At 68.6% G+C, this 20,590-nt stretch carries 19 protein-coding genes; 8 read left to right on the top strand and 11 right to left on the bottom strand.

The annotated features are described in order from the left end of the window. Positions 1-127: 127 nt before the first annotated feature. Positions 128-925, bottom strand: a complete 798-nt coding sequence (locus tag AC04MI_RS00355) for an SDR family oxidoreductase (RefSeq protein ID WP_476496884.1) — start codon at positions 923-925, stop codon at positions 128-130. A 141-nt stretch (positions 926-1,066) separates the two neighbouring features. Between AC04MI_RS00355 and AC04MI_RS00350 the strand changes: the two genes are divergently transcribed. Together AC04MI_RS00350 and AC04MI_RS00345 are read left to right on the top strand one after the other, a co-directional pair. Further along, positions 1,067-1,993: a LysR family transcriptional regulator gene (locus AC04MI_RS00350; RefSeq protein ID WP_476496882.1), complete on the top strand. Its 927-nt coding sequence runs from the start codon at positions 1,067-1,069 to the stop codon at positions 1,991-1,993. A 76-nt stretch (positions 1,994-2,069) separates the two neighbouring features. Beyond that, positions 2,070-2,771, top strand: a complete 702-nt coding sequence (locus AC04MI_RS00345) for an aspartate/glutamate racemase family protein (RefSeq protein WP_146870617.1) — start codon at positions 2,070-2,072, stop codon at positions 2,769-2,771. 6 nt (positions 2,772-2,777) lie between these two features. On the opposite strand, the gene AC04MI_RS00340 is transcribed toward AC04MI_RS00345, so the two are convergent. Beyond that, on the bottom strand, positions 2,778-3,758 hold the full coding sequence (locus tag AC04MI_RS00340) for an alpha/beta hydrolase (protein ID WP_476496880.1): 981 nt from the start codon (positions 3,756-3,758) through the stop codon (positions 2,778-2,780). A gap of 37 nt (positions 3,759-3,795) precedes the next feature. Next, the gene (locus AC04MI_RS00335) at positions 3,796-4,368 is read right to left on the bottom strand and encodes a hypothetical protein (RefSeq protein WP_476496878.1); all 573 of its coding nucleotides are present in this window, start codon (positions 4,366-4,368) and stop codon (positions 3,796-3,798) included. Positions 4,369-4,625: 257 nt separating this feature from the next. On the opposite strand from AC04MI_RS00335, the gene ompR reads away from it, so the two are divergent. Together ompR and AC04MI_RS00325 are read left to right on the top strand one after the other, a co-directional pair. Beyond that, on the top strand, positions 4,626-5,390 hold the full coding sequence (ompR, locus tag AC04MI_RS00330; protein WP_440596732.1) for an osmolarity response regulator transcription factor OmpR: 765 nt from the start codon (positions 4,626-4,628) through the stop codon (positions 5,388-5,390). Continuing rightward, complete coding sequence (locus AC04MI_RS00325) at positions 5,387-6,775, top strand: ATP-binding protein (protein ID WP_476496876.1); 1,389 nt, start codon at positions 5,387-5,389, stop codon at positions 6,773-6,775. The genes ompR and AC04MI_RS00325 overlap by 4 nt, the downstream gene beginning before the upstream one ends. Positions 6,776-6,917: 142 nt before the next feature. Here the strand turns inward: AC04MI_RS00325 and AC04MI_RS00320 are convergent, their stop codons facing one another. Beyond that, positions 6,918-8,876 carry a sigma-54-dependent Fis family transcriptional regulator gene (locus AC04MI_RS00320; RefSeq protein ID WP_476496874.1) on the bottom strand — a complete coding sequence of 653 codons (1,959 nt, stop codon included), beginning with the start codon at positions 8,874-8,876 and terminating at the stop codon, positions 6,918-6,920. Between the two features lie 313 nt (positions 8,877-9,189). Here AC04MI_RS00320 and exaC point away from each other — a divergent pair, with 313 nt between their 5' ends. Beyond that, a complete protein-coding gene (exaC, locus tag AC04MI_RS00315; protein WP_288850856.1) occupies positions 9,190-10,713 on the top strand; it encodes an acetaldehyde dehydrogenase ExaC in 1,524 nt (507 codons plus the stop codon). Between the two features lie 180 nt (positions 10,714-10,893). Next, the gene (locus AC04MI_RS00310; protein ID WP_476496872.1) at positions 10,894-11,271 is read left to right on the top strand and encodes a DUF779 domain-containing protein; all 378 of its coding nucleotides are present in this window, start codon (positions 10,894-10,896) and stop codon (positions 11,269-11,271) included. A 101-nt stretch (positions 11,272-11,372) separates the two neighbouring features. Here the strand turns inward: AC04MI_RS00310 and AC04MI_RS00305 are convergent, their stop codons facing one another. Next, positions 11,373-13,343 carry a methyl-accepting chemotaxis protein gene (locus AC04MI_RS00305; protein ID WP_476496870.1) on the bottom strand — a complete coding sequence of 657 codons (1,971 nt, stop codon included), beginning with the start codon at positions 13,341-13,343 and terminating at the stop codon, positions 11,373-11,375. 323 nt (positions 13,344-13,666) lie between these two features. Here AC04MI_RS00305 and AC04MI_RS00300 point away from each other — a divergent pair, with 323 nt between their 5' ends. Next, complete coding sequence (locus tag AC04MI_RS00300) at positions 13,667-14,107, top strand: acyl-CoA thioesterase (protein WP_099731809.1); 441 nt, start codon at positions 13,667-13,669, stop codon at positions 14,105-14,107. After that, on the top strand, positions 14,104-15,075 hold the full coding sequence (locus AC04MI_RS00295) for an EamA family transporter (protein WP_476496868.1): 972 nt from the start codon (positions 14,104-14,106) through the stop codon (positions 15,073-15,075). Before AC04MI_RS00300 ends, AC04MI_RS00295 begins: the two co-directional genes overlap by 4 nt. Before the next feature lie 48 nt (positions 15,076-15,123). On the opposite strand, the gene AC04MI_RS00290 is transcribed toward AC04MI_RS00295, so the two are convergent. From AC04MI_RS00290 to AC04MI_RS00265, 6 genes are all read right to left on the bottom strand, one after another. Further along, positions 15,124-16,116: a M14 family metallopeptidase gene (locus AC04MI_RS00290; protein ID WP_476496867.1), complete on the bottom strand. Its 993-nt coding sequence runs from the start codon at positions 16,114-16,116 to the stop codon at positions 15,124-15,126. Then, on the bottom strand, positions 16,113-17,087 hold the full coding sequence (locus tag AC04MI_RS00285) for a Bug family tripartite tricarboxylate transporter substrate binding protein (RefSeq protein ID WP_476496865.1): 975 nt from the start codon (positions 17,085-17,087) through the stop codon (positions 16,113-16,115). The genes AC04MI_RS00290 and AC04MI_RS00285 overlap by 4 nt, the downstream gene beginning before the upstream one ends. Before the next feature lie 169 nt (positions 17,088-17,256). Continuing rightward, entirely contained in the window at positions 17,257-18,156 is a 900-nt protein-coding gene (locus tag AC04MI_RS00280) for a LysR family transcriptional regulator (protein WP_476496864.1), read from the bottom strand. A gap of 99 nt (positions 18,157-18,255) precedes the next feature. After that, on the bottom strand, positions 18,256-19,080 hold the full coding sequence (gene pyrF / locus AC04MI_RS00275) for an orotidine-5'-phosphate decarboxylase (RefSeq protein ID WP_476496862.1): 825 nt from the start codon (positions 19,078-19,080) through the stop codon (positions 18,256-18,258). 186 nt (positions 19,081-19,266) lie between these two features. Next, positions 19,267-19,824, bottom strand: a complete 558-nt coding sequence (locus AC04MI_RS00270; RefSeq protein WP_056742900.1) for a FlgO family outer membrane protein — start codon at positions 19,822-19,824, stop codon at positions 19,267-19,269. Next, positions 19,821-20,507, bottom strand: a complete 687-nt coding sequence (locus AC04MI_RS00265) for a hypothetical protein (RefSeq protein ID WP_056067885.1) — start codon at positions 20,505-20,507, stop codon at positions 19,821-19,823. Before AC04MI_RS00265 ends, AC04MI_RS00270 begins: the two co-directional genes overlap by 4 nt. Positions 20,508-20,590 lie beyond the last annotated feature (83 nt).

Below are 20,590 nucleotides of genomic sequence, written 5' to 3'. Positions count from 1 at the left end.
GGCCGCTAAAACACGGCCGGTCTAGGCGCAAAGCACAGCCATAGCGCGGGCTATGGCGAGCATTTGCAACGACCAGCGGACGTGTTTTGGCGGGATGAGCGGGCATGATGGGTTCGTTCACACCTTCTCAGGCCGCAAACCCGCCGTCGATCAACAAGCTCGCCCCCGTCACCATGCCCGACTCCGGCCCCGCCAGGTAGGCCACCATGCCCGCGATCTCATCGGGGTGGGCATGGCGGCTCAGGGCCATCAGGCCGTGCATGTCGCCCGCCATGGGGCCGTCGGCGGGGTTCATGTCGGTGTTCACGGGGCCGGGCTGCACGTTGTTCACGGTGATGCCACGCGGGCCCAGGTCGCGCGCCAGGCCCTTGGTCAGGCCCACGATGGCGGCCTTGCTCATGCCGTACACGCTAAATCCGGCCCATGGCACGCGGTCGGAGTTGGTGCTGCCGATGGTGATCACGCGGCCATAGGCACCGCCTTGTCCCATGTGGCGCACGGCGGCCTGGGTGGCTACGAACACGGCGCGCACGTTGACGTTGAGCGTGTGGTCAAAGTCGGCCAGCGCAAAGCTGCCGATTTCACCCGCGATGGCGACGCCCGCGTTGTTGACGAGGATGTCCAGGCGGCCCAGCTCGCGCGCGGCGCGGTCCACCGCCTGCGTGAGGGCGACGGCATCGGCGCTGTCGGCCTGCAGGGCCAGGGCCTTGCCGCCGCTCGCAGCAATGTCCTCCACCAGCGCCTGCGCAGGCGCTGCAGAGCTACTGTAGGTGAAGGCCACGGCCGCCCCGTCGCGCGCCAGACGCCGCACGATGGCCGCGCCAATGCCGCGCGCGCCGCCGGTGACGAGCGCGACCTTGCCCGCCAGCGGGCGACCAGGCGATGAAGGGGCGGAGACCGGGGATGTTTCAGACACAGAAGGCATGGTGTTGTTTCTCCAACGAGATGTATGCAGAAAATGGTTCGCAACCGAACCGGGAAGACCTGCAGTGTCAGAAAAACACTCATGCTCCGGTAGCCATGAATGGGCTGTATATCTTTCAACCCTTGGTTGAAAATACACCGCATGCAGCCCCTCAGCCACCTTGAATCCTTCGTACAGTCCGCCCAGGCGGGCAGCTTTTCGGCCGCCGCACGGCTCATGGGCCTGACGCCCGCCGCCGTGAGCAAGAACGTGGCGAGGCTGGAGGCCAGCCTGGGCGTGCGGCTGTTCCAGCGCAGCACGCGCAGTCTCACGCTGACCGAGGGCGGGCAGCGCCTCCTGGCGCAAGTGGGCCCGCCACTCACCGCACTGGCCGATGCGGTGGACCACGCGGCCGAGGCCGAGCAGCAGCCTGCGGGCACGCTCAAGGTCAGCATGGGCCAGGCCTTTGGCCGCGCGTACCTGGTGCCGCTGCTCACCGAGTTCCTGCAGCGCTACCCGGCCATCCAGCCCGACTGGCGCTTTGAGAACCGGCAGGTGGACTTGATCGGCGAGGGCTTTGACGCCGGCATTGGCGGCGGCCTGAACCTGAACCCCGACATGGTGGCGCGCACGCTGGGTCCCATCCACCTGGTGGTTGTGGCCGCGCCTGCGCTGCTGCAGGGCCGCAAGCGGGCACCACGCCACCCGGCGGACCTGGCGCAGTGGGATGGCATTGCACGGCGCAACATCCGCACCGGGCGCATCAACCTCACCACGCTGCGCAACAAGGCGGGCGATGCCGCCCCCGTGGAGCTGCGCCCGCGCGTCGTGTTCGACGACCCCGAGGCCATGTGCCAGGCCGCGCTGATGGGCCTGGGCCTGGCCGTGCTGCCCATGCCGTTTGCGCAGCCCTGGCTGGCGCGGGGCGACCTGGTGCGGGTGCTGCCCGGCTGGTGGGCCGATGCAGGTCCGACCTCGCTGTACTACCCSAGCAAGAAGCTGCTGCCCGCCCGCACCCGGGTGTTTGTGGACTTTGTGCTGGAGCAGTTCAGCGCGCGCGGGTTTGCGCAGCGGGTGCGCGGGGACTGACCGGCACAGAGGCAGGGCCAAGCCGCGGCAGCGTGGTGGCAATAATGGGCCTTTGCAACCGCTCTGGACCACCGTCATGCCCCAACACATCGGCATCGTGGGCTGCTCCGCCGAAGGTGCCGCCCTGTGTTACCGCACCCTGTGCGCCGAAGGCGCCGCATTGCTGGGCCGCCCGCATGCGCACCCCGAAGTGACGCTGCACACGCCGTCGCTGGCCGACTATGTGGACTGCCTGGACCGGCATGACCTGCAAGGCGTGGCCGACCTGATGCTGGCCTCCGCCCACAAACTGGCGCGTGCAGGCGCAGATTTTCTGATCTGCCCCGACAACACCATCCACCAGGCGATGGACCGGGTGCTGCCCCACTCGCCGCTGCCCTGGCTGCACATTGCCGAAGTGGTGGCGGCCGAGGCAGCAGCGCGCGGCCACCGGCGCCTGGCGCTCACCGGCACGCGGTGGCTGGTGGACAGCAGCGTGTACCCCGATGCGCTGCAGGCCCGGGGCCTGCAATGGGTGCGCCCCACCGAGGCCGAGCGCAGCGAGATCAACCGCATCATCATGGACGAACTGGTGCCCGGCATCATCCGCCCCGAGGGCGTGGCCATGTTCCAGCAGATCATCGCACGCATGCAGCGCGAGGACGGCTGCGATGCCGTGGTGCTGGGCTGCACCGAGATCCCGCTGATCCTGAGCGACGCCAACTCCCCGCTGCCCACGCTGGACTCCACCCGCCTGCTGGCCCGTGCCGCGCTGCGGCGGGCCGTGCAAGCGGACTGAACGCAACTACTTGAGCCGCTGCGCCACCACCGCATCCAGCGAGGCCATGAAGGTCTCCACGGCCCGCGTGTAGGCGCTCTCCAGGCCCAGCTGCGCGTTGATCTCGCCGTGGGTCAGCTCCTGCGGCAGCACCTCGGCACGGCCGCCCAGGTCGCGCACGCGGCGGGCCATGCCCTGGGCCTGCAGGCAGGGGTGGTCGGGGCGCTCGGTGGAACAGACCAACTGGAACGGCGGCACCGGCCCCGACAGCGCGTGGTACGGCGACACTGCGGCCCAGAACAACGGGTTGGCGCCCATCACTTCGTCATAGAACGGGTAGTGCGGCGCGGTCATCACCACCGGCACATTGAGCGCCGCGCTGTCCAGCGACACGGTGCCCAGCCAGGGCCACGCCCCCTCGCGCTGGGCCAGGGTGGGCGACGCATTGATGAGCGACACCAGGTGCGCGCCGGCCGAGTGCCCCATCAGGATGAACCGCGATGCATCGGCGCCCCAGCTGGCGGCGCGGCTTTGCGCGGCGGCCAGCGCCATGGCCACGTCCTGCGCCTCCTGCAGCACGTTCACGGTGGGGTACAGGCGGTAGTTCACCGAGATGAACACAAAGCCCTTGGGCACCCAGCGCGCCACCTTCTCCTGCACCACGCGGGACATGGCCTTGTCGCCCGTGCGCCAGGCGCCGCCATGCACCATGAAGATCACCGGCGCGCGCGTACCACTGGCCACCGCAGCACTGCTGGCGGCGTCGCCAGCAGCGGGCAGGTAGACATCCATGCGCTGCAGCGGGTCCGCACCATAGGGCACATCGGCCACGCGCTGCACACCGGCGGGCAAGGCCGCAGCGGTGTCGCGCACCTGCGCGAAAGGCCCCAGCCCCCGCAGCTGGGCGTGGGCGGGTGGGGTCAACACGGCGGCCAGCGCGCACAGCGCTGCGCCCAGGCCTGTGCGCAGGGGGGCCAATGCAAAGAGTGGGCTTGAAGGACGGGACATGCGGGATCTCCTGGCTCAATGAATGGAAGGTAATGGATCAGGGCCGCGCGGGGCAGGCCATGGGGGCGCCGCTGGCGTCAAAGCAGCTGGCGCTGCGGGTGCGGCCGGTGTCCGCGGTGTACGAGCTGCTGGTCTGCACGCTGTTGCCAGTGGCTGCGCTGGTGGCCGTGGTGGTGCGGCCCTGGGTCAGGCTGCCGTCGGCGCTGCGCGTAGCGGCGCCCGTGCTCTGCAGCGTGCCCCGGTCGCCCTGAGCGGCCAAGGTGCTGCTGTGGCTGGCCGTGCCATCGGCATTCCTTGCGCTCTGGCCCTGGCGCACAGCCATGGCGCCGTTGGGGCCCACCACGGCAGCGCCGCTGCGCACACTGCCGTGGCCCTGGCCGTCGGTGGACACGCTGCGGCCGCGCAGCACGCCCCCACCGCCCGGCGCTGCGCGGACCACGCCGGTGCGGGCGGTGGTGCTGCCGTCGGCGTTGTGCTCCACCGTGTGGCGGCTGCGTGCGTTGGCATCGTTCGCTGCCAGAAGCAACAGTGCCGCCACGGCCAAGGCGGCCAGCAGCATGGCCCGGTAAGTGGCAACAGGGGCGGTCGGTGTCGGGACGGAAGGGAACATGGCGGTAGGCTCCTTGCAACAGAACAGGGGGTACGAAGCAGCGGGGTGCTGCGCTGGCCTGAACTATGGCCGCCAGGTATGAGCCAGTTGTGGCGCCCGCTGCACGATGTATGACAAAGCATGACAAACCACCGGCGCGTGTCATGCGTTGTCATGCACCGGAGCACCTGCCCGCGCTGGCACCCGGTGTTTTCGGCCCTACCATTGGCACGCAGCCTTGGCTGCACCCACCCGCTGCCACACCCACACACCGCCCCATGACGGAAGCCCTGGCCAAGATCCTGGTCGCCGACGACGAACCCGACCTGCGTGCGCTGCTGCAGCGCTACCTGAGCGACCAGGGCTACAGCGTACGCACGGTCGATGGCGCGGGCCCGCTCGATGTGCTGCTGCAGCGCGAGCGCTTTGATGTGCTGGTGCTCGACGTGATGATGCCGGGCGAGGATGGCCTGTCGATCTGCCGCCGCCTGCGCGCGCAGGGCGAGACCATTCCCATCCTGATGCTCACGGCCAGGGGCGACCCCGTGGACCGCATCGTGGGCCTGGAGATGGGCGCCGACGACTACCTGCCCAAGCCCTTCAACCCGCGCGAGCTGCTGGCCCGCATCCAGGCCATGGTGCGCCGCCAGCGCCTGCTGGGTGCGCACACCGGGCCGCGCCAGACGGGCGGGCACATCGCGTTTGGCGCATTCACGCTGTGGCTGGACGAGCGCCGGCTTGAGCGCAACGGTGGCGAGGACGGCCAAGGTGCGCAAGACGTGCCCCTGACCACGGGCGAATTCGCGCTGCTGCAGGCGCTGGCACAGCAACCGCACCGGCCCCTGGGCCGTGACCGGCTCATCGCACTGGCCTATGGCCCCGACCACACGGCCACCGACCGCAGCATCGATGTGCAGGTGATGCGCCTGCGCAAACTCATCGAGGCCGACCCTGCCCAGCCGCGCCACATCCGCACCGTGTGGGGCGTGGGCTATGTGTTTGTGCCCGATGGCGCAGCGCCGGGCGGCGGAGGCAGGGCATGACGCCCCGTGCCACACCCCAGGCCGCCGGGGGCTGGTGGCCGCGCAGCCTGCTCGGGCGCAACCTGCTGCTGATGGCAGTGCTGATCGTGCTGGGCCAGCTGGTGGCGGCCGTGCTGGTGCGGCAGATGATCTTTCAGCCCCGCGTGGCACAGGTGGCCGATGGCGTGGCGCGCAATGTGGGCGCGCTGCGCGCAGGGCTGCAGGCGCTGCCCCCGGCACAGCGGGCCGCGTTTGTCGAGGCCTTCAACCAACAGGCCGTGCGGTCGGCCCCGCCGGTGGCGGTGGAGAACGCTGCGCGGCATGCGCTGCTGTCGCCCATGGAGCGGCAGTTTGTGCAGGCGGTGTCGCGCCGCCTGGGGGTGGACGATGCGACAACAAGCACATCGCAACCCGTATGGCGCCGCGACAGCACCGGCGTGCTGGCCCTGCGTGTGGTGCACCAGGGGCCGCAGGGGGCGGAGACCTATTGGCTGAACCTGCCCAGCGTATTCCCCACGCGCGAGTTCACCGGCGCCTGGCTGGCCGCCACGCTGGCCAGCATGCTGTTGGCGCTGCTGGGGGCCTGGTGGCTGCAGCGGCACATCAACCGCCCGCTGGCGCAGGTGGTGGCGGCGGCCCGGCAGCTGGCACAGGGCCAGCCGCCCGCACCGCTGCCCGAGGACGGACCCGAAGAAATCGCCACCGTGGGCCGCAGCTTCAATCACATGGCGCACAGCCTGGCCGCTGCCGAGCAGGAACGCGCGCTGATGCTGGCCGGTGTGTCGCACGACCTGCGCACCCCGCTGACCAAGCTGCGCCTGGGCGTGGAGATTGCCGGTGCACAGGTGGATGCCCCGCTGGCCGCGAGCATGGCCCGCAGCATCGACGAGATGGACGAGATCGTGGGCCAGTTCCTGCAGTTTGCGCGGGTCGGTTCCAGCGCAGGCGAGGCCGAGGTGCCCACCCCGGCATCGCTCAACGACCTGGCCCAGGCCGTGGCCGAGGCGCAGGCCGACCATGGGCGCACCGTGCGGCTGGCGCTGGGCACGCTGCCCGACGTGCTGGTGCGCCCCCAGGCCCTGCGCCGCGCGCTGGACAACCTGGTGGAAAACGCCTGGCGCCACGGCACGCCGCCGGTGCTGCTGCGCACGGGGGCGGATGCCGACGGCGTGTGGCTGGAGGTGCAGGACCAGGGCCCCGGCATCGCTCCGGCAGAGCTGGACCGCATCCGCCAGCCCTTTGCGCGCGGCGATGGCGCGGCACGCTCGGGCGCGCCGGGCGCGGGGCTGGGCCTGGCCATCGTGGAACGCGTGGTGCGCAGCCACGGCGGGCGGCTGGAGCTGTTCAGCACGCCGGGCGCGGGGCTGCGCGCGCGGCTGGTACTGCCGCGGGGCGGGCAGGCCTGAGAGGTTGATGCCACCGGACGCGCCCTGCGCACGCCCTGGGCGTGCTGCGCACTGAGAATTCAGCGAAAAGTGCCGTAAGCGCTAGTGCGATATGCGGCGACCGCTCTTAAATCAATAGCAGTTCAGTGAACCCGGCATGCCCTCAGGCCACCGGCATCTTCAGCTTGCGGTACAGCGTCTGGCGGCTGATGCCCAGCTGGCGTGCGGCCTGCGACATGTTGCCGCGCGCGGCCTGCAGCGCCTGGTCGATGGCGGCCTGCGACAGCTGCTGCAGGCTCAGGCTGGCAGGCAGGCCGTCCACGCCCGGGCCCACTGCGGCGTCGCTGCGCGGCCCGGGGGGCACCGCCGTGAGGGCCTGCACCAGGTCGTCGGGCATGTGCTCCCAGCCCAGGGTGTCTTCGCCCTCGGCCAGCATGGCGCAGGCCGTGCGCAGCACGTTGGCCAGCTGGCGCAGGTTGCCGGGCCAGGGGTAGGCGGCCAGGCGGGCCAGCAGGTCGGGCGCCACCTGTACCTCAAAACCCAGGCCCTGCTCCGTGGCCAGGTTGGCCAGCAGGCGCTGCAGCAGCGCCACAAAGTCGCTGCGCTCGCGCAGCGCSGGCAGTTGCACGGTGAGGCCGTTGATGCGGTAGTACAGGTCTTGCCGAAAGCGGCCTTGTTCCGCCGCCTGCATGAGCTGGTTGTGCGTGGCGCAGACCAGTGCAAAGTCCACCGGCACGGCCTTACTGGCGCCCACGGGCGTCACGCTGCGCTCTTGCAGCACACGCAGCAGACGGGTCTGCAGGGCCAGCGGCATGTCGCCGATTTCGTCGAGAAACAGCGTGCCGCCATGGGCCTCGCGCAGGCGGCCCAGGTGGCCCTCCTTGCGCGCGCCGGTGAAGGCACCGGCCACATGGCCGAAGAGTTCGGATTCGATCAGGTGCTCGGGAATGGCTGCGCAGTTGATGGCCACAAACGGCGCATCGCGGCGCGGGCCGCTGGCGTGCAGCGCGCGCGCAAACACCTCCTTGCCCACGCCCGACTCGCCCTGCACCAGCACCGCAATCGGTTTGCCCACCACGCGGCGGGCCTTGTCGGCGGCGGCGCGCCAGCGCGCGTCGCCGGTGTCCAGCCGCGCCAGGGCGTCTTGCTGGGACACCGCGGCAGCCGCAGCGGCGGGCCGTGTGGGGGTGGCGACCCAGGCGGCGTCCATCTGCACCTGGGCAAACAGCAAGGCGCCTTGCAGTGTGCGCAAGGCCTGCGGCTGCTGGGGGCGGCGCTTGTGGTGCGAGAGCAGGTCATCCAGCCGCACGTCCAGCACCCGCTCCAGCAAGGTGGCGCCCACGTCCCCCGCATGCAGGCCCAGCTGCGCCAGCGCCACGCGGTTGGCACCCACGATCCAGCCGTCGGCCGACACGGCCACGATGCCCTCGGCCACGCTGCCAATGCCCTCGGGCGCGCTGTGCAGATGCAGCCGGATGTTGCGTTTGCAGGCGGCCGCCAGCAGGCGGTTTTCGATCATGCGGGCGGCCGTGCTCACCAGGCCCAGCGTGTGGGCGTGGCCGTGGCGGTAGTCGCCCGAAATGTCGAGGATGCCCAGCAACTCGCCCGTGGCCGATAGGATGGGCGAAGCCGCGCAGGTGAGAAAGTTGTTGCGCTCCAGAAAATGCTCGCCGCCGTGCACCTCCACCGCGCAGGCCTCTGCCAGCGCCGTGCCGATGGCATTGGTGCCCCGGTGGGCCTCGTGCCAGGAGGCGCCGCTGGTCAGCGCCACGCGCTCGGCCTTGTCCACAAAGTACGGATCGCCCAGCGTGTGCATGAGCATGCCGCGCCGGTCGGCCAGCACCACCACGCTCTGGCTGTGGCGCACTTGCTCGAACAGGTATTCCATCACCGGCCGCGAATGCGCGAGCAGCTCGGGGTTGCTGGCCAGCACCTGGCGCAGCGTGCCGCTGCTGGGGTGGTCGATGGCCTGCGGCCGCCCGGTGGGCAGCAGGCCGGCCGCCATGCTGCGCGACCAGGAGCGCGCCAGGCGCTCGTCCACCAGGCCACTGGGGCACTGGCCAGAGTCCAGCAGGTGCTGGCGGGCCTGTCGCAGGGCGACGGGGGAAGTGTTGGGGCGCACGCTTTGTCTCCGTGCGGGCTCAGGGCGGCCCGCTTGTGGTGTGTGGGCCAGTATGGCGGGCTCGACGGCGCGGGGCAAGGGTGTGGGCGCAAGCGGTGTGCCAACTGTTCCATTTCGTGACAGGTGTCGCGGCCCGGCACACCGCGATGCGGGCGGCTGCAACAGGTGTCCGCCCTGGGCAGCCGAAAAAATCCAATGAAATCAACACTTCATGCGCCGTGGCCTGCTGGCATGTGTTTTGAGTAAGGGGTTGGCATCGGACAGGCTCCACCGAGTCCGCCCGATGCACACAACCATCGCAGGAGACAACACCATGACCGTGTACGCAGCCCCCGGCGCCGCTGGCGCCAAGATCACCTACAAGCCCCGTTACGACAACTTCATCGGCGGCAAATTCGTGCCGCCCGTCAAGGGCCAGTACTTTGATGTCATCACGCCCGTGAGCGGCAAGGTCTACACCCAGGCCGCGCGTTCCACGGCCGAAGACATCGAGCTGGCCCTGGACGCCGCGCACGCCGCCGCCGACAGCTGGGGCAAGACCGATGCCGCCACGCGCGCCAACATCCTGCTCAAGATCGCCAACCGCATCGAAGAAAACTTGGAGCGCCTGGCCTACGCCGAGACTGTGGACAACGGCAAGGCCATTCGCGAGACGCTGAACGCCGACATCCCGCTCACCGTGGACCACTTCCGCTACTTTGCGGGCTGCGTGCGTGCGCAAGAAGGCGCCTTGAGCAACATCGACGAGAACACCGTGGCGTACCACATCCAGGAACCGTTGGGCGTGGTGGGCCAGATCATTCCGTGGAACTTCCCCATCCTGATGGCGGCGTGGAAGCTGGCACCCGCGCTGGGTGCGGGCAACTGCGTGGTGCTCAAGCCTGCAGAGTCCACCCCCATCTCCATCCTCATCCTGGTGGAGTTGATTGCCGACCTGCTGCCGCCCGGCGTGCTCAACATCGTCAACGGCTACGGCCGCGAGGCGGGCATGCCGCTGGCGCAGAGCAAGCGCATCGCCAAGATCGCGTTCACCGGCTCCACGAGCACGGGCCGCGTGATTGCGCAGGCCGCCGCCAACAACCTCATCCCCGCCACGCTGGAGCTGGGCGGCAAGAGCCCCAACATCTTCTTTGCCGATGTGATGGACAAGGACGATGCGTTTCTGGACAAGGCCATCGAAGGCCTGGTGCTGTTCGCGTTCAACCAGGGTGAGGTCTGCACCTGCCCATCGCGCGCCATCATTCAAGAATCGATCTACGACCAATTCATGGAGCGTGTCCTGAAGCGCGTGGCCGCCATCAAGCACCAGAACCCGCTGGACACCGACAGCATGATGGGCGCGCAGGCCTCCAAAGAGCAGCTCACCAAGATCCTGAGTTATCTGGACCTGGGCAAGCAGGAAGGCGCCGAAGTGCTGGCCGGCGGCGGCCAGGCCCACCTGGGTGGCGACCTGGAAGGCGGCTACTACGTGCAGCCCACGCTGTTCAAGGGCCACAACAAGATGCGCATCTTCCAGGAAGAGATCTTCGGCCCCGTGCTGGCCGTGACCACCTTCAAGGACGAGGCCGAAGCGCTGGCGATTGCCAACGACACGCTGTACGGCCTGGGCGCGGGTGTGTGGAGCCGCAACGGCAATGTGGCCTACCGCATGGGCCGCGCGATCAAGGCCGGGCGGGTGTGGACCAACTGCTACCACGCGTACCCCGCGCATGCGGCGTTTGGCGGCTACAAGGAGTCGGGCATTGGGCGTGAGACGCACAAGATGATGCTGGACCACTATCAACAGACCAAGAACCTCTTGGTTTCGTACTCGGAAAACAAGCTGGGCTTCTTCTAAGGGGTGGCGGTCCACAAACCGTCCCTGGCGTCGTTGCTCCGTCTTGCCGTAGCGTTGCTACTGTCTGCGACGGAGACGCCTAGCCAGAAACGGCCTGTGAACCGCAGGACACGCTGCTGGCGGCGCGTTGTTCCAACGCGCCGCTTTTTGCTTCTTTTGCACCGCACGCTGGAGACAACCATGGTCGAAAAAGTCATCGCCACCCCTGCCGCGCTGGAGCTTGTGGCCTTTCTGCAAGCAAAGCATGGCCCTGCGCTCATGTTTCACCAGAGTGGCGGCTGCTGCGACAACAGCGCGGCCAACTGCTATCTGCCGGGTGAGATCACGATGGGTGCGGGAGACGTGTACCTGGGCGACATCGGTGGCTGCCCGTTCTACATCGGGCGCGCGCAGTACGAGACCTGGAAGCACACGCAGCTCATCATCGATGTGATCGAAGGCACGGGCGGCACGTTTTCGCTGGAGGGGCCGGAGGGCAAGGCCTTTCACACGCGCTCGCGGGTGTTCTCCGACGCCGAGCTGACCGAGCTGGGCATCGCGCACGGGCCTGCGGTGTGAACCCCGGGGGCTGTACGGCCCTCCATGACGCCCCTTCATGCCCGCTCCAGCGCATTTCGGGTCATTCAGGCCGGTAGCGCTAGTGCAATATGCCGCTGTAGCTATTGAATTCGTAGCGCGCGTGCAGCCGTGCGCCCGCCGCCATCGTCACCCAATCGGAATACCGACACCACCTGCACCAGGTCTTCCGCCTGGTTCTTGAGGCTGCTGGCGGCGGCGGCCATCTCTTCGACCAGTGCAGCGTTCTGCTGGGTCACCTGGTCCATCTGCGTCACGGCCTCGCCCACCTGGGCCACGCCCAGGGACTGTTCGTGGCTGGCGGCGCTGATCTCGCCCACGATGTCGGTCACGCGGCGGATGGCGCCCACCACCTCGCTCATCGTGGCGCCGGCGCGGTCCACCAGGGCGCTGCCCTGGGCCACGCGCTCCACGCTGGCGCTGATGAGCGTTTTGATCTCGCGCGCGGCCTCGGCACTGCGCCCGGCCAGGCTGCGCACCTCGCTCGCCACCACCGCAAAGCCCCGGCCTTGCTCGCCCGCACGGGCCGCCTCCACCGCGGCGTTCAGCGCGAGGATGTTGGTCTGGAACGCGATGGAGTCGATCACGCCGATGATGTCGGAGATCTTCTGCGACGAGGCGTTGATGCCGTGCATGGTGTCCACCACCTGCGCCACCACTTCACCGCCCTGAACGGCCACGGTGCTGGCATTGGCGGCCAGCTGGCTGGCCTGCTGGGCACTGTCGGCGTTCTGGCGCACGGTGGCGTTGAGCTGCTCCATGGACGCGGCGGTTTCTTCCAGCGCGCTGGCCTGGCTCTCGGTGCGGGCCGACAGGTCGGTGTTGCCCTGGGCAATCTGCACGCTGGCGGTGGCCACGCTTTCTGACCCGCTGCGCACGTTGCGCACCACCTGTGTGAGTTGTGTGCGCATCTGCTGCAAGGCCTCCAGCAACTGACCCACCTCGTTGGTGCCATGGGCAATGGGGGCGCCGCTCAGGTCTCCCTGCGCCACGGCGCATGACAGCGCCACGGCCTGCGACAGCGGCCCGGTCATGGAGCGCACGAACACCAGCGCCATCGCACTGGTGGCCGACAGCGTGATGACCAGGGCCAGCGCCACCCACAGCAGGTTGCGCTGCAGCCCCGCCACGCGCGCCTGCAGCGCCTGGTCCAGGCTGGTCATCGACAGGTTGTTGAGCGCGTTCAGCGCCTCGATGGTGCGGGTGAACGCGTCAAAGTAATCCTTGGACGGCAGCTGCAGGTCCGTGGCGTTGAGGATGTCGCGCTCCACCATCTGCAGCGACTGCTGGATCTGCCCTTGCACGGCCTGCACGCTGCTGCCCAGCGCGCGCTGCAGCTCGGCATTGCCCTGCAAAGCGCGGTCCAGCCCCCGGAAGGTGTCGCCCTGCAGCTCGGCCACGCGCTGCTGCAGCACCAGCAGCTGGCCCTTGCCCTGGGGCGTGAGCTCGCGCTTGCCCAAGGYGCTGGCGCCCTGGGCGCGCAGCATGCCCAGCTTTTCCCCCAGCATGGGGGCTTGGGCCAGCGACGCCTGCACCAGCGCGTGGGTGTCGGCCTCGGGGTCGATCTGCAGGCCATAGGCATGCACCAGCGCCTCGTTGAGCTGCAGCAGCGTTGCGATGAGCTGGGTGTGCTGCGCCGTGCTTTGCACCTGTTCGATGCTGCGCGCGGCCACGGCCTGCTCCAGGGTGCGCCAGGTCTGCTGCGCCTGGGTCCAGGCCGCCATCTGCGCTGCGGGCACCTTGGCGGCGGCAAAGCGGGCGCTCACGTCGTCCAGGGCGGTGTTGACCGCATCGCGCGCGGCAGGGCGGCGCGCGGCCAGCGACTCGTCACCGCCCAGCATACCCACCGACAGGCCCCGGTGCACCTGCATGCGCTGCACCAGGTGCGTGAGTGCCTGCGCGGGGGCCACGCCCTGCGCCTCCAGGCGCGCATGGTCGATGGCGTGGAGCGAGTCGCGCACCACCAGGTAGGTGGGCAAGGCGCTCATCATGAGCCCGATGGTCCCCAGAATGAGGAATTTTTCGAGCAGGTTCAAACGGTGAAGCAATGACATGGCAGTGGGCGCAGGCAACGCGGCGTGCGCAATGGAATAGGCCCCAGGGGCGGGTGTCGGCACCGCCGACTGGATAGCGGCCCTCTCAAGAACGTGTGGACGATCTCGCAGGGGATCACCAACACGCTCTGAAGGCCAAACGGAATGGTTCTCAATGTAGGGACGTGTCCGCAGTAGGGTTTTGACTCAGGTCAAGTCACGCAGAGCTTCCCCGCCCGTGGCGGGGCGGCCGGCATCGGGCTGTGTGCCGGTGCGCAAAGGGGCTACGGCCGCCGGGGCGCTGGAGAATAATGAACACATCCCCATCCATTGGAGCCCCTGGCATGCACTCGATCACCCTGCGTTTCCTGGCGTCCCAGTCCACCCTGCCCCAGGCGGGCCGCGTACCCGGTGGCACGGTGCTGCGCTGGGTGGATGAGGCTGGATTTGCCTGCGCCAGCGCCTGGGCCCAAGGAGATTGCGTGACCGAATTTGTGGGTGGCGCCCACTTTGTGCGCCCTATCCGGCCGGGCAATCTGGTCGAGGTGCACGCGCGCCTGGCTTACACCACCGATACCAGCATGTGCCTGGCGGTGGAGGTGCGCAGCGGCGCCGTACACGGCGCGCCGCTGGAGGATGTGGTGCACTGCGTGGCCGTGTACACCGCCGTGGATGCCAGCGACCAGCCGCGCACCGTGGACAAATGGAGCCCCGAGACCCCCGGCGACATTGCGCTGGCCCAGCGCGTGAAGGCCCACATCGACGCAGCGCGCGCGGCGCAATGAGCGGCGCTGCACAGGCCGCATCCGCCACCAGCCCGCTGCGTGCGCGCGACCTGCTCGCGGCGCTGGTGGTGGTGATCCTCTGGGGCGTGAACTTTGTGGCGATGAAGTGGGGGCTGCGCAGCTTCAGCCCCTTCCAGCTGGGCGCCGCGCGCTACCTGTGCGCGGCCCTGCCGCTGGTGCTGCTGGTGCGCCCGCCACGCATGCACTGGCGCTGGGTGCTGCTGTTCGGATTGTTCCAGGGCGTGGGGCAGTTCGGCTTTTTGTTCATCGGGCTCAAGGTGGGCATGACGGCCGGGCTGGCCAGCGTGCTGCTGCAGACCCAGGTGTTCTTCACGGCGCTGCTGGGCTTTGCGCTGCTGCGCGAGCGGCCGGGGCTGCCGCTGCGCGTGGGCATGGGGCTGGCCGCGCTGGGGCTGGTGTGTTTTGCGATGAACTATGTGGGCCCGGGCTCCGGCATGGGGGTGGCGGCAGCCACCACGCTGGCGGGCCTGCTGCTCACGCTGTGTGGCGCGGCGATGTGGGCGTCGTCCAACATCGTGGCGCGGCTGGCGCAGCAGCACAGCCCGGGGTTTGATCCGTTGGCCTTTGTGATCTGGAGCAGCCTGGTGCCGGTGCTGCCGTTCATTGCGCTGTCCGCCCTGTTCGACCCCGACGCCGCGCGCTGGCTGCAGTGGCAAACGCTGGCCAGCGTGCCGCTGCTGTCATGGGCCGCCGTGGCCTACCTGGGCTGGGCCGCCACCATCGTGGGCTACGCGCTGTGGACCAACCTGCTGCAGCGCTACCCCGCCAACCGCGTGGCGCCGTTCAGCCTGGCGGTGCCTGTGGTGGGCCTCACCGCAGGCTGGCTGCTGCTGGAAGAGGGCGTGGCGCCCTGGCAGTGGGCGGGCATTGCGCTGGTGGTGGCCGCGCTGGCCTGTGTGGTGCTGGGGCCCAGACTACAAGCCAAATTGGCCGGTAGCGCTGGTTGAATATGCTGCAACAGCTATCAATTGGATAGCATTCAGCCACCGCACCGGCTACAGCAACCTGCGCCGCGCAAAGCGCACCACGGTAACCCCGGCACGTGCCTGGCGCACCGAGGGCATGACCAGCACGCAGTCGTCGTACGGAGTGACCACCGGCACGCCGTCGTTGTCGCCAATCACCGTGCCCGCCTTCTCGAACACTTCAAGGCCCGTGTACGGCGCCACGAAGCGGAAGGCGCTGCTGGTGGCGACCACGGGGCCGGTCACTTCCAGTGCCCACTGGCGCGGTGCGTCGGGCAGGCGCCAGCCGGGCAGCTGCTGCGCCAGCCCGTCGGCGCTCAGGGCACCGGACTGCTCGATGAAGCGCCCGCACTGGTCCTGCGCCACGGCGCGGCTGGCCGGGTCGCCATGGAAGCCACATTCGATGAGCAGCGAGCGGGTGCCGTTGTCGTCCAGGTCGCCAAACCGGCCGTAGTCGCGCATGCGCACGCCGTCCTTGTGGCCGGCGTCCACCACGATGTGTTCGGGCGAGCGCATGGCGCGTGCCAGCGCCAGATTGCGCGGCTGGATGCCGGTGAGCAGCAGCGGCGCCGAGGGCTCGTGCATGGAATGGATGTCGAGCAGCCAGTCGGCCTGCGCCACCCACGGGCGCAGCGCGGCGGCGCGGCGGCGCTCGTTGGTGTCGGCCGCGTCGATGCGCTCGTCCAGCCACTGGCGGTTGAGGTCTTCGTCGGTGAAGCGCGAGGCGTCGTGGTTGCCGGGGTCAAACCGGTCGAAGGCGTCGAGGTTGCAGAACGCAAGCGTGAGCGTGCCCTGCTGCGGGCGCACACCGGCGTCGAGCAGGCCTTTGAGCGCCCAGGCGCCGCACAGCTCGTTGCCATGCACCAGAGCGCTGATCATCACGTGGCGGCCGGGCCGGCCCGAGTCGAAGTGCCACACGCCTTCGGTGCCGGTGTTGCCTGCGCGCCAGGCGCCGATGTCGGGGGCGGGCAGCGCAAACACCAGGGGTTGCACGGACGTGGAGGGGAGAGTGCTGCTGCTCATTCTTCGATCTTGGCGAATTCAACAATTTTCTTGTACTTGGCCACTTCGGTGGTCAGGAACTGGTCGATGTTCACGGTGGGCGAGGCCACGGTGGACCCGCTGGCTTCCATCTTCTTGCGGAAGTCTGGCGATTGCAGGCTGTCGGCCAGCGCCTTCTTGAGCTTGTCGGTCACGGGCTTGGGCAGGTTGGCAGGGCCCATGAGCGCAAACCACACGCTGATGTCCACGTTCTTGTACTGCGGCGACTCCGCCAGCGCGGGGATGTCGGGCGTGGTGGCGGAGCGCTTGGCCTCGGTGGTGCCCAGTGCAATCACCTTGCCGCTCTTGATGTGCGGCAGGCCGCTGGAGAGCACGAACACGCCGTACTCCAGGTTGTTGCCCATGAGGTCGCTGGTGAGCGGCGCCACGCCCCGGTAGGGAATGTGGGTCATGAACAGCTTGCCTTGCTCCTTCACGGCCTCGCCCGCCAGGTGCAGCGCCGTGCCCACGCCCGAGCTGCCGTAGCTGAACTTGCCGGGGTTCTTGGACACCTTCTGCGTGAACTCCGCCATGTTCTTGACGCCCGCGCCGGTGGAGGCCACCAGCACCAGCGGCTGGGAGGCAATGAGACCGATGGCGGTGAAGTCCTTGATGTCGTACTTGACCTTCTTGGTCACGAGCTTGTTGATGGCGATCTCGTTGTTGGCGCCCACCAGCAGGGTGTAGCCGTCAGGTGCGGCGTTGGCCACCTTCTGCGCGCCGATCGCGCCACCGGCACCGCCCAGGTTCTCGATCACCACCGGCACGCCAAGCTTGTTGCCCAGCTCGGTGGCCACCGTGCGTGCGGTCAGGTCGGTGCTGCCGCCGGGCGGATAGCCCACCACGATGGTGATGGGCTTGCTGGGGTAGGCGTCTTGGGCGATGGCAGGGGCAGCGAGGACGGCCAGGCCGCACAGCAGTGCAGCACGGCGCAGGGGGTGGACGGTGGTCATGGTGGAACTCCTTGGCAAAGGCGTGGGGCTGAATGGGGCGGGTGAGGTATGGATTGGATTGTGAAAAACCGGCCCCTGGCTGTTGGTGCCAAAACGGCACCAGGTCGTGCTGATTCGCGATGCCTGGCACGGGGAAACCCGCAGGTCTCTCACCATAGACACACGCGCATCAGCGCTGCGCCAGGGCCTTCCACAGCGCCTCGGCCAGCGGCCCCAGGCGGCGCTTGGGGCGGTACAGGCGCACGTCAAAACGCACCTCCATGCGGGCATCACCCGCCAGCGCGAGCCGCTGGGCCTTGCAGTCGGCAAACACCATAGACCAGGGCAGCCACGCAACGCCCAGGCCTTTTTGCACGTATTCGTAATGGGCGTCGGCCGAGTCGCACTCCACCACGCGCTGCAGCCGGGGCGCATGGGGGTTGTGCGCCAGGTGGTCTTCCACCAGCCGCCCCAGGGCCAGCAGGGGCGCGTAGGCCAGGTAGGGCACCCGCGTGGCGTCGGGCCCGAACCGGTGCAACGCCTGCCCCTGCGCCGTGGCGCGTGAGACGGGCACCAGCCGGTCGGAGGCCACCGTCAGGTGCGTAAACTGCCGCKCATCGAGCCGGATGGCCAGGGCCGGGTGGTGGTACACGAGCGAAAAATCGGCCTCGTTGCGCTCCAGCATGCCCACGGTGTCGGCCAGCGCCCGGGTGCGAATGCACAGCTCGCCGCCTTGCAAAATGGGCTGCAGGCGCACCAGCCAGTCGGCCACCACGGTGCGCGCCAAGGTGCGGCCCGTGGCCAGGGTCACGGTGCGGGCCTGCCGCCCGGCCAGGCTTTGCAGCTCTTCGTGTGACTGGGTGAGGCTACGGGCCAGGTGGCCGGCGGTCTCCAGAAAACTCTGCCCGGCGGGCGTGAGGGTGACCGGGCCACCGCTGCCGCGCWCCACCAGCGGCGTGCCCGCCCAGGCCTCCAGCGCGCGGATGCGCCGGCCAAACGCGGGGTGGGTCACATGCCGCAGCTCCGCCGCACGGGTGAAGCTGCGCTCCTGCGCCAGCACGATGAAGTCTTCCAGCCATTTCAACTGCATCGTCGGCTCCTGAAGGGGCGGCTGTCCGGTCGGTGGGCTGGTGCCCGGGCTGTGCCAGCCCCGTTAGAGGACCAGACACCGCGGTCGGAGTGAGAGCGCTCAGCCCCGGGCAGCTTCCAGAACGCCTCGGGTGCGCATGGCTTCTGCACGCGCGGCCGCAGCAAAGTCCTCGCCTTTGGACGCGTAAAGAATGGCSCGCGACGAGTTCACGATGATCGGCCCGTCACTGCGCAGCCCGGCGCGCACGGTGGCGGCGGCATCACCACCCTGGGCACCSACGCCSGGRATCAGCAGCGGCASCGTSGGYGCGAKKKCRCGCACGCGCTCGATCTCSKSCGGGTAGGTSGCGCCCACCACGAGGCCGAGCTGGCCATTCTTGTTCCAGGGGCCTTGCGCCAGACGCGCCACATGCTCGTACATGAGCGGCTGGCCCTCGACGCTGGCCAAGCGCTGGGTCTGCAGGTCGTCGCCGCCGGGGTTGGACGTGCGGCAGAGCAAAAACGCGCCCTTGCCGTGGTAGGCCAGATAGGGCTCGATGGAGTCGAAGCCCATGAAGGGCGACAGSGTSACGGCRTCGGCRCCGTAGCGCTCGAAGGCCTCSWTGGCGTACTGCTCGGCCGTGGAGCCRATGTCGCCGCGCTTGGCGTCCAGGATCACCGGCACCTGCGGTGCGTTGGCCCGCATGTGCTGCATCAGGCGCTCGAGCTGGTCCTCGGCACCATGCGCGGCAAAGTAGGCGATCTGTGGCTTGAAGGCACACACCAGGTCGGCGGTGGCGTCCACGATAGCCGCGCAAAAGTCATAGATCTTGCGGGGGTCGCCCTGCATCGCGGCGGGAAACCGCGTGGGTTCAGGGTCCAGGCCCACGCACAGCAGGGAGTTGTTCTGTGCCGTGGCGTCGCGCAGCATGTCGGTGAAGTTCATGGGGCGTGATTTTAGGTGGGTGGGCACGGGATGCCCCCGCCGGGGACCGTGATCGTCAAGGAGAGGCCCCGTGAAGCGGAGGTTTCGGGCACCCCGGGGTGTGCCAACGGGCAACAAAAAAAGGCCGTCGAGACGGCCTTTTTGCGGTAGCAGAGGGAGCAACAAGTCCCTGGTGAGAACGAAAGATCAGCGGGGCACAGCCAGCAGGCGTTGCACGTCGCGGTCGTTGGGCAGCGCGTAGTCGTAGCCACGCACGATGCGGCTGTCTTCGGTGCGCACCAGCTTCAGGCTCACGTAGGTGTAGTTGGCGGCCGCAGAGTAGGTACCCACCAGCACCAGGGAGGCATTATGGTTGCGGGCAATGTCCTTGATCTCACGCGACAGCAGCAGCTCGCCCTGGCCTTCGCGCACGAACACGTCACCGCGCAGCTTGATTTCCTTCACGTTGAAGCCGCTGGCCGCCATGCTGGTGGCGTACTGCTCGGACAACGTGCGGCCCAGCGGGGCGGCGCGGCTGAGGTCGTTGACGTTGACCACGGTGGCCACGAGCACGGGCCCGCCACCCAGCGAGTTCATGTCGAAACCGGTGGTCAGCTTGGTCACCGCGTCGCGGCTGCTCTGGATGAACTGGCTGCTGGCGGCTTCCTGGTAGGTGGGCTCGACGCGCACCGGCGCAGCGTTGTTGGCGCAACCGGCCAGCACCACGCCGGCCAGCACCGTCAGAAGAAGTGCGGGGGTTTTCATTGCGAGACAACCTTCATGTTGACGTTCTTGTACGAGGGGCGCGTGAACAATGGGGTGTCAGCGTTTTCCAGGTAGTACACGTCGGTCTTGCGGGCCAGGTACTGGCCGCCGCGCGTGACGGTGGTGGTCAGGATCAGCTCGGTGTTGGTCGGGCCACCGGAGTTGATGCTGTTGGCATAGTCGGCGGCGATCGACAGACCCAGGCCCGCGGCCAGCTGGGCGTCGATGTGCTCATGGCGCAGGCCGTAGGCGGCAAACAGGCCTGCAGCCAGCATGGTGAACTGACCAGGGATGAAGTGCGGGCGGTCGCTGTTGTGACGCACGACCTGGATACCGTAGGAGACTTCCAGGGCCTGGCCCAGGTTCTGCTGCACCACGGCGCCGTTCTGGACCAGTTTGGTGATCAGGAACTCGCGGAACGCGGTCTCAAACTGCGTGGCATTGGCGGGCAATGACACATGCAGGGGGGTGTTGGGGGCCACGCCGGCCTTGTCCAGGGTGCTCAGCGTCTGATTGACCACATCGCGCGAGACCAGGTCCCAATGTCCGGCGGAGCGAACCTTGGGCTGCGAGGTGTACTCGAAATTTTCCGCGACGGGAATAGGCGCCCTCTGTGCGCACCCCACCAAAGTTGCCACAGCGCCAGCCAGCACGGCCAAGCTGATTGCCTTTGAAAACGACATGATTCCCTCCTACGGACTGAATTTGCGAGGATCCGAACAGATGCGACCCGCACGATTGAAAAATAATTCTGGGCGGTATCCTC

The organism is Acidovorax sp. LjRoot204 (genome assembly GCF_056175785.1).
This window is presented reverse-complemented; position numbering and strand designations above follow the sequence as displayed.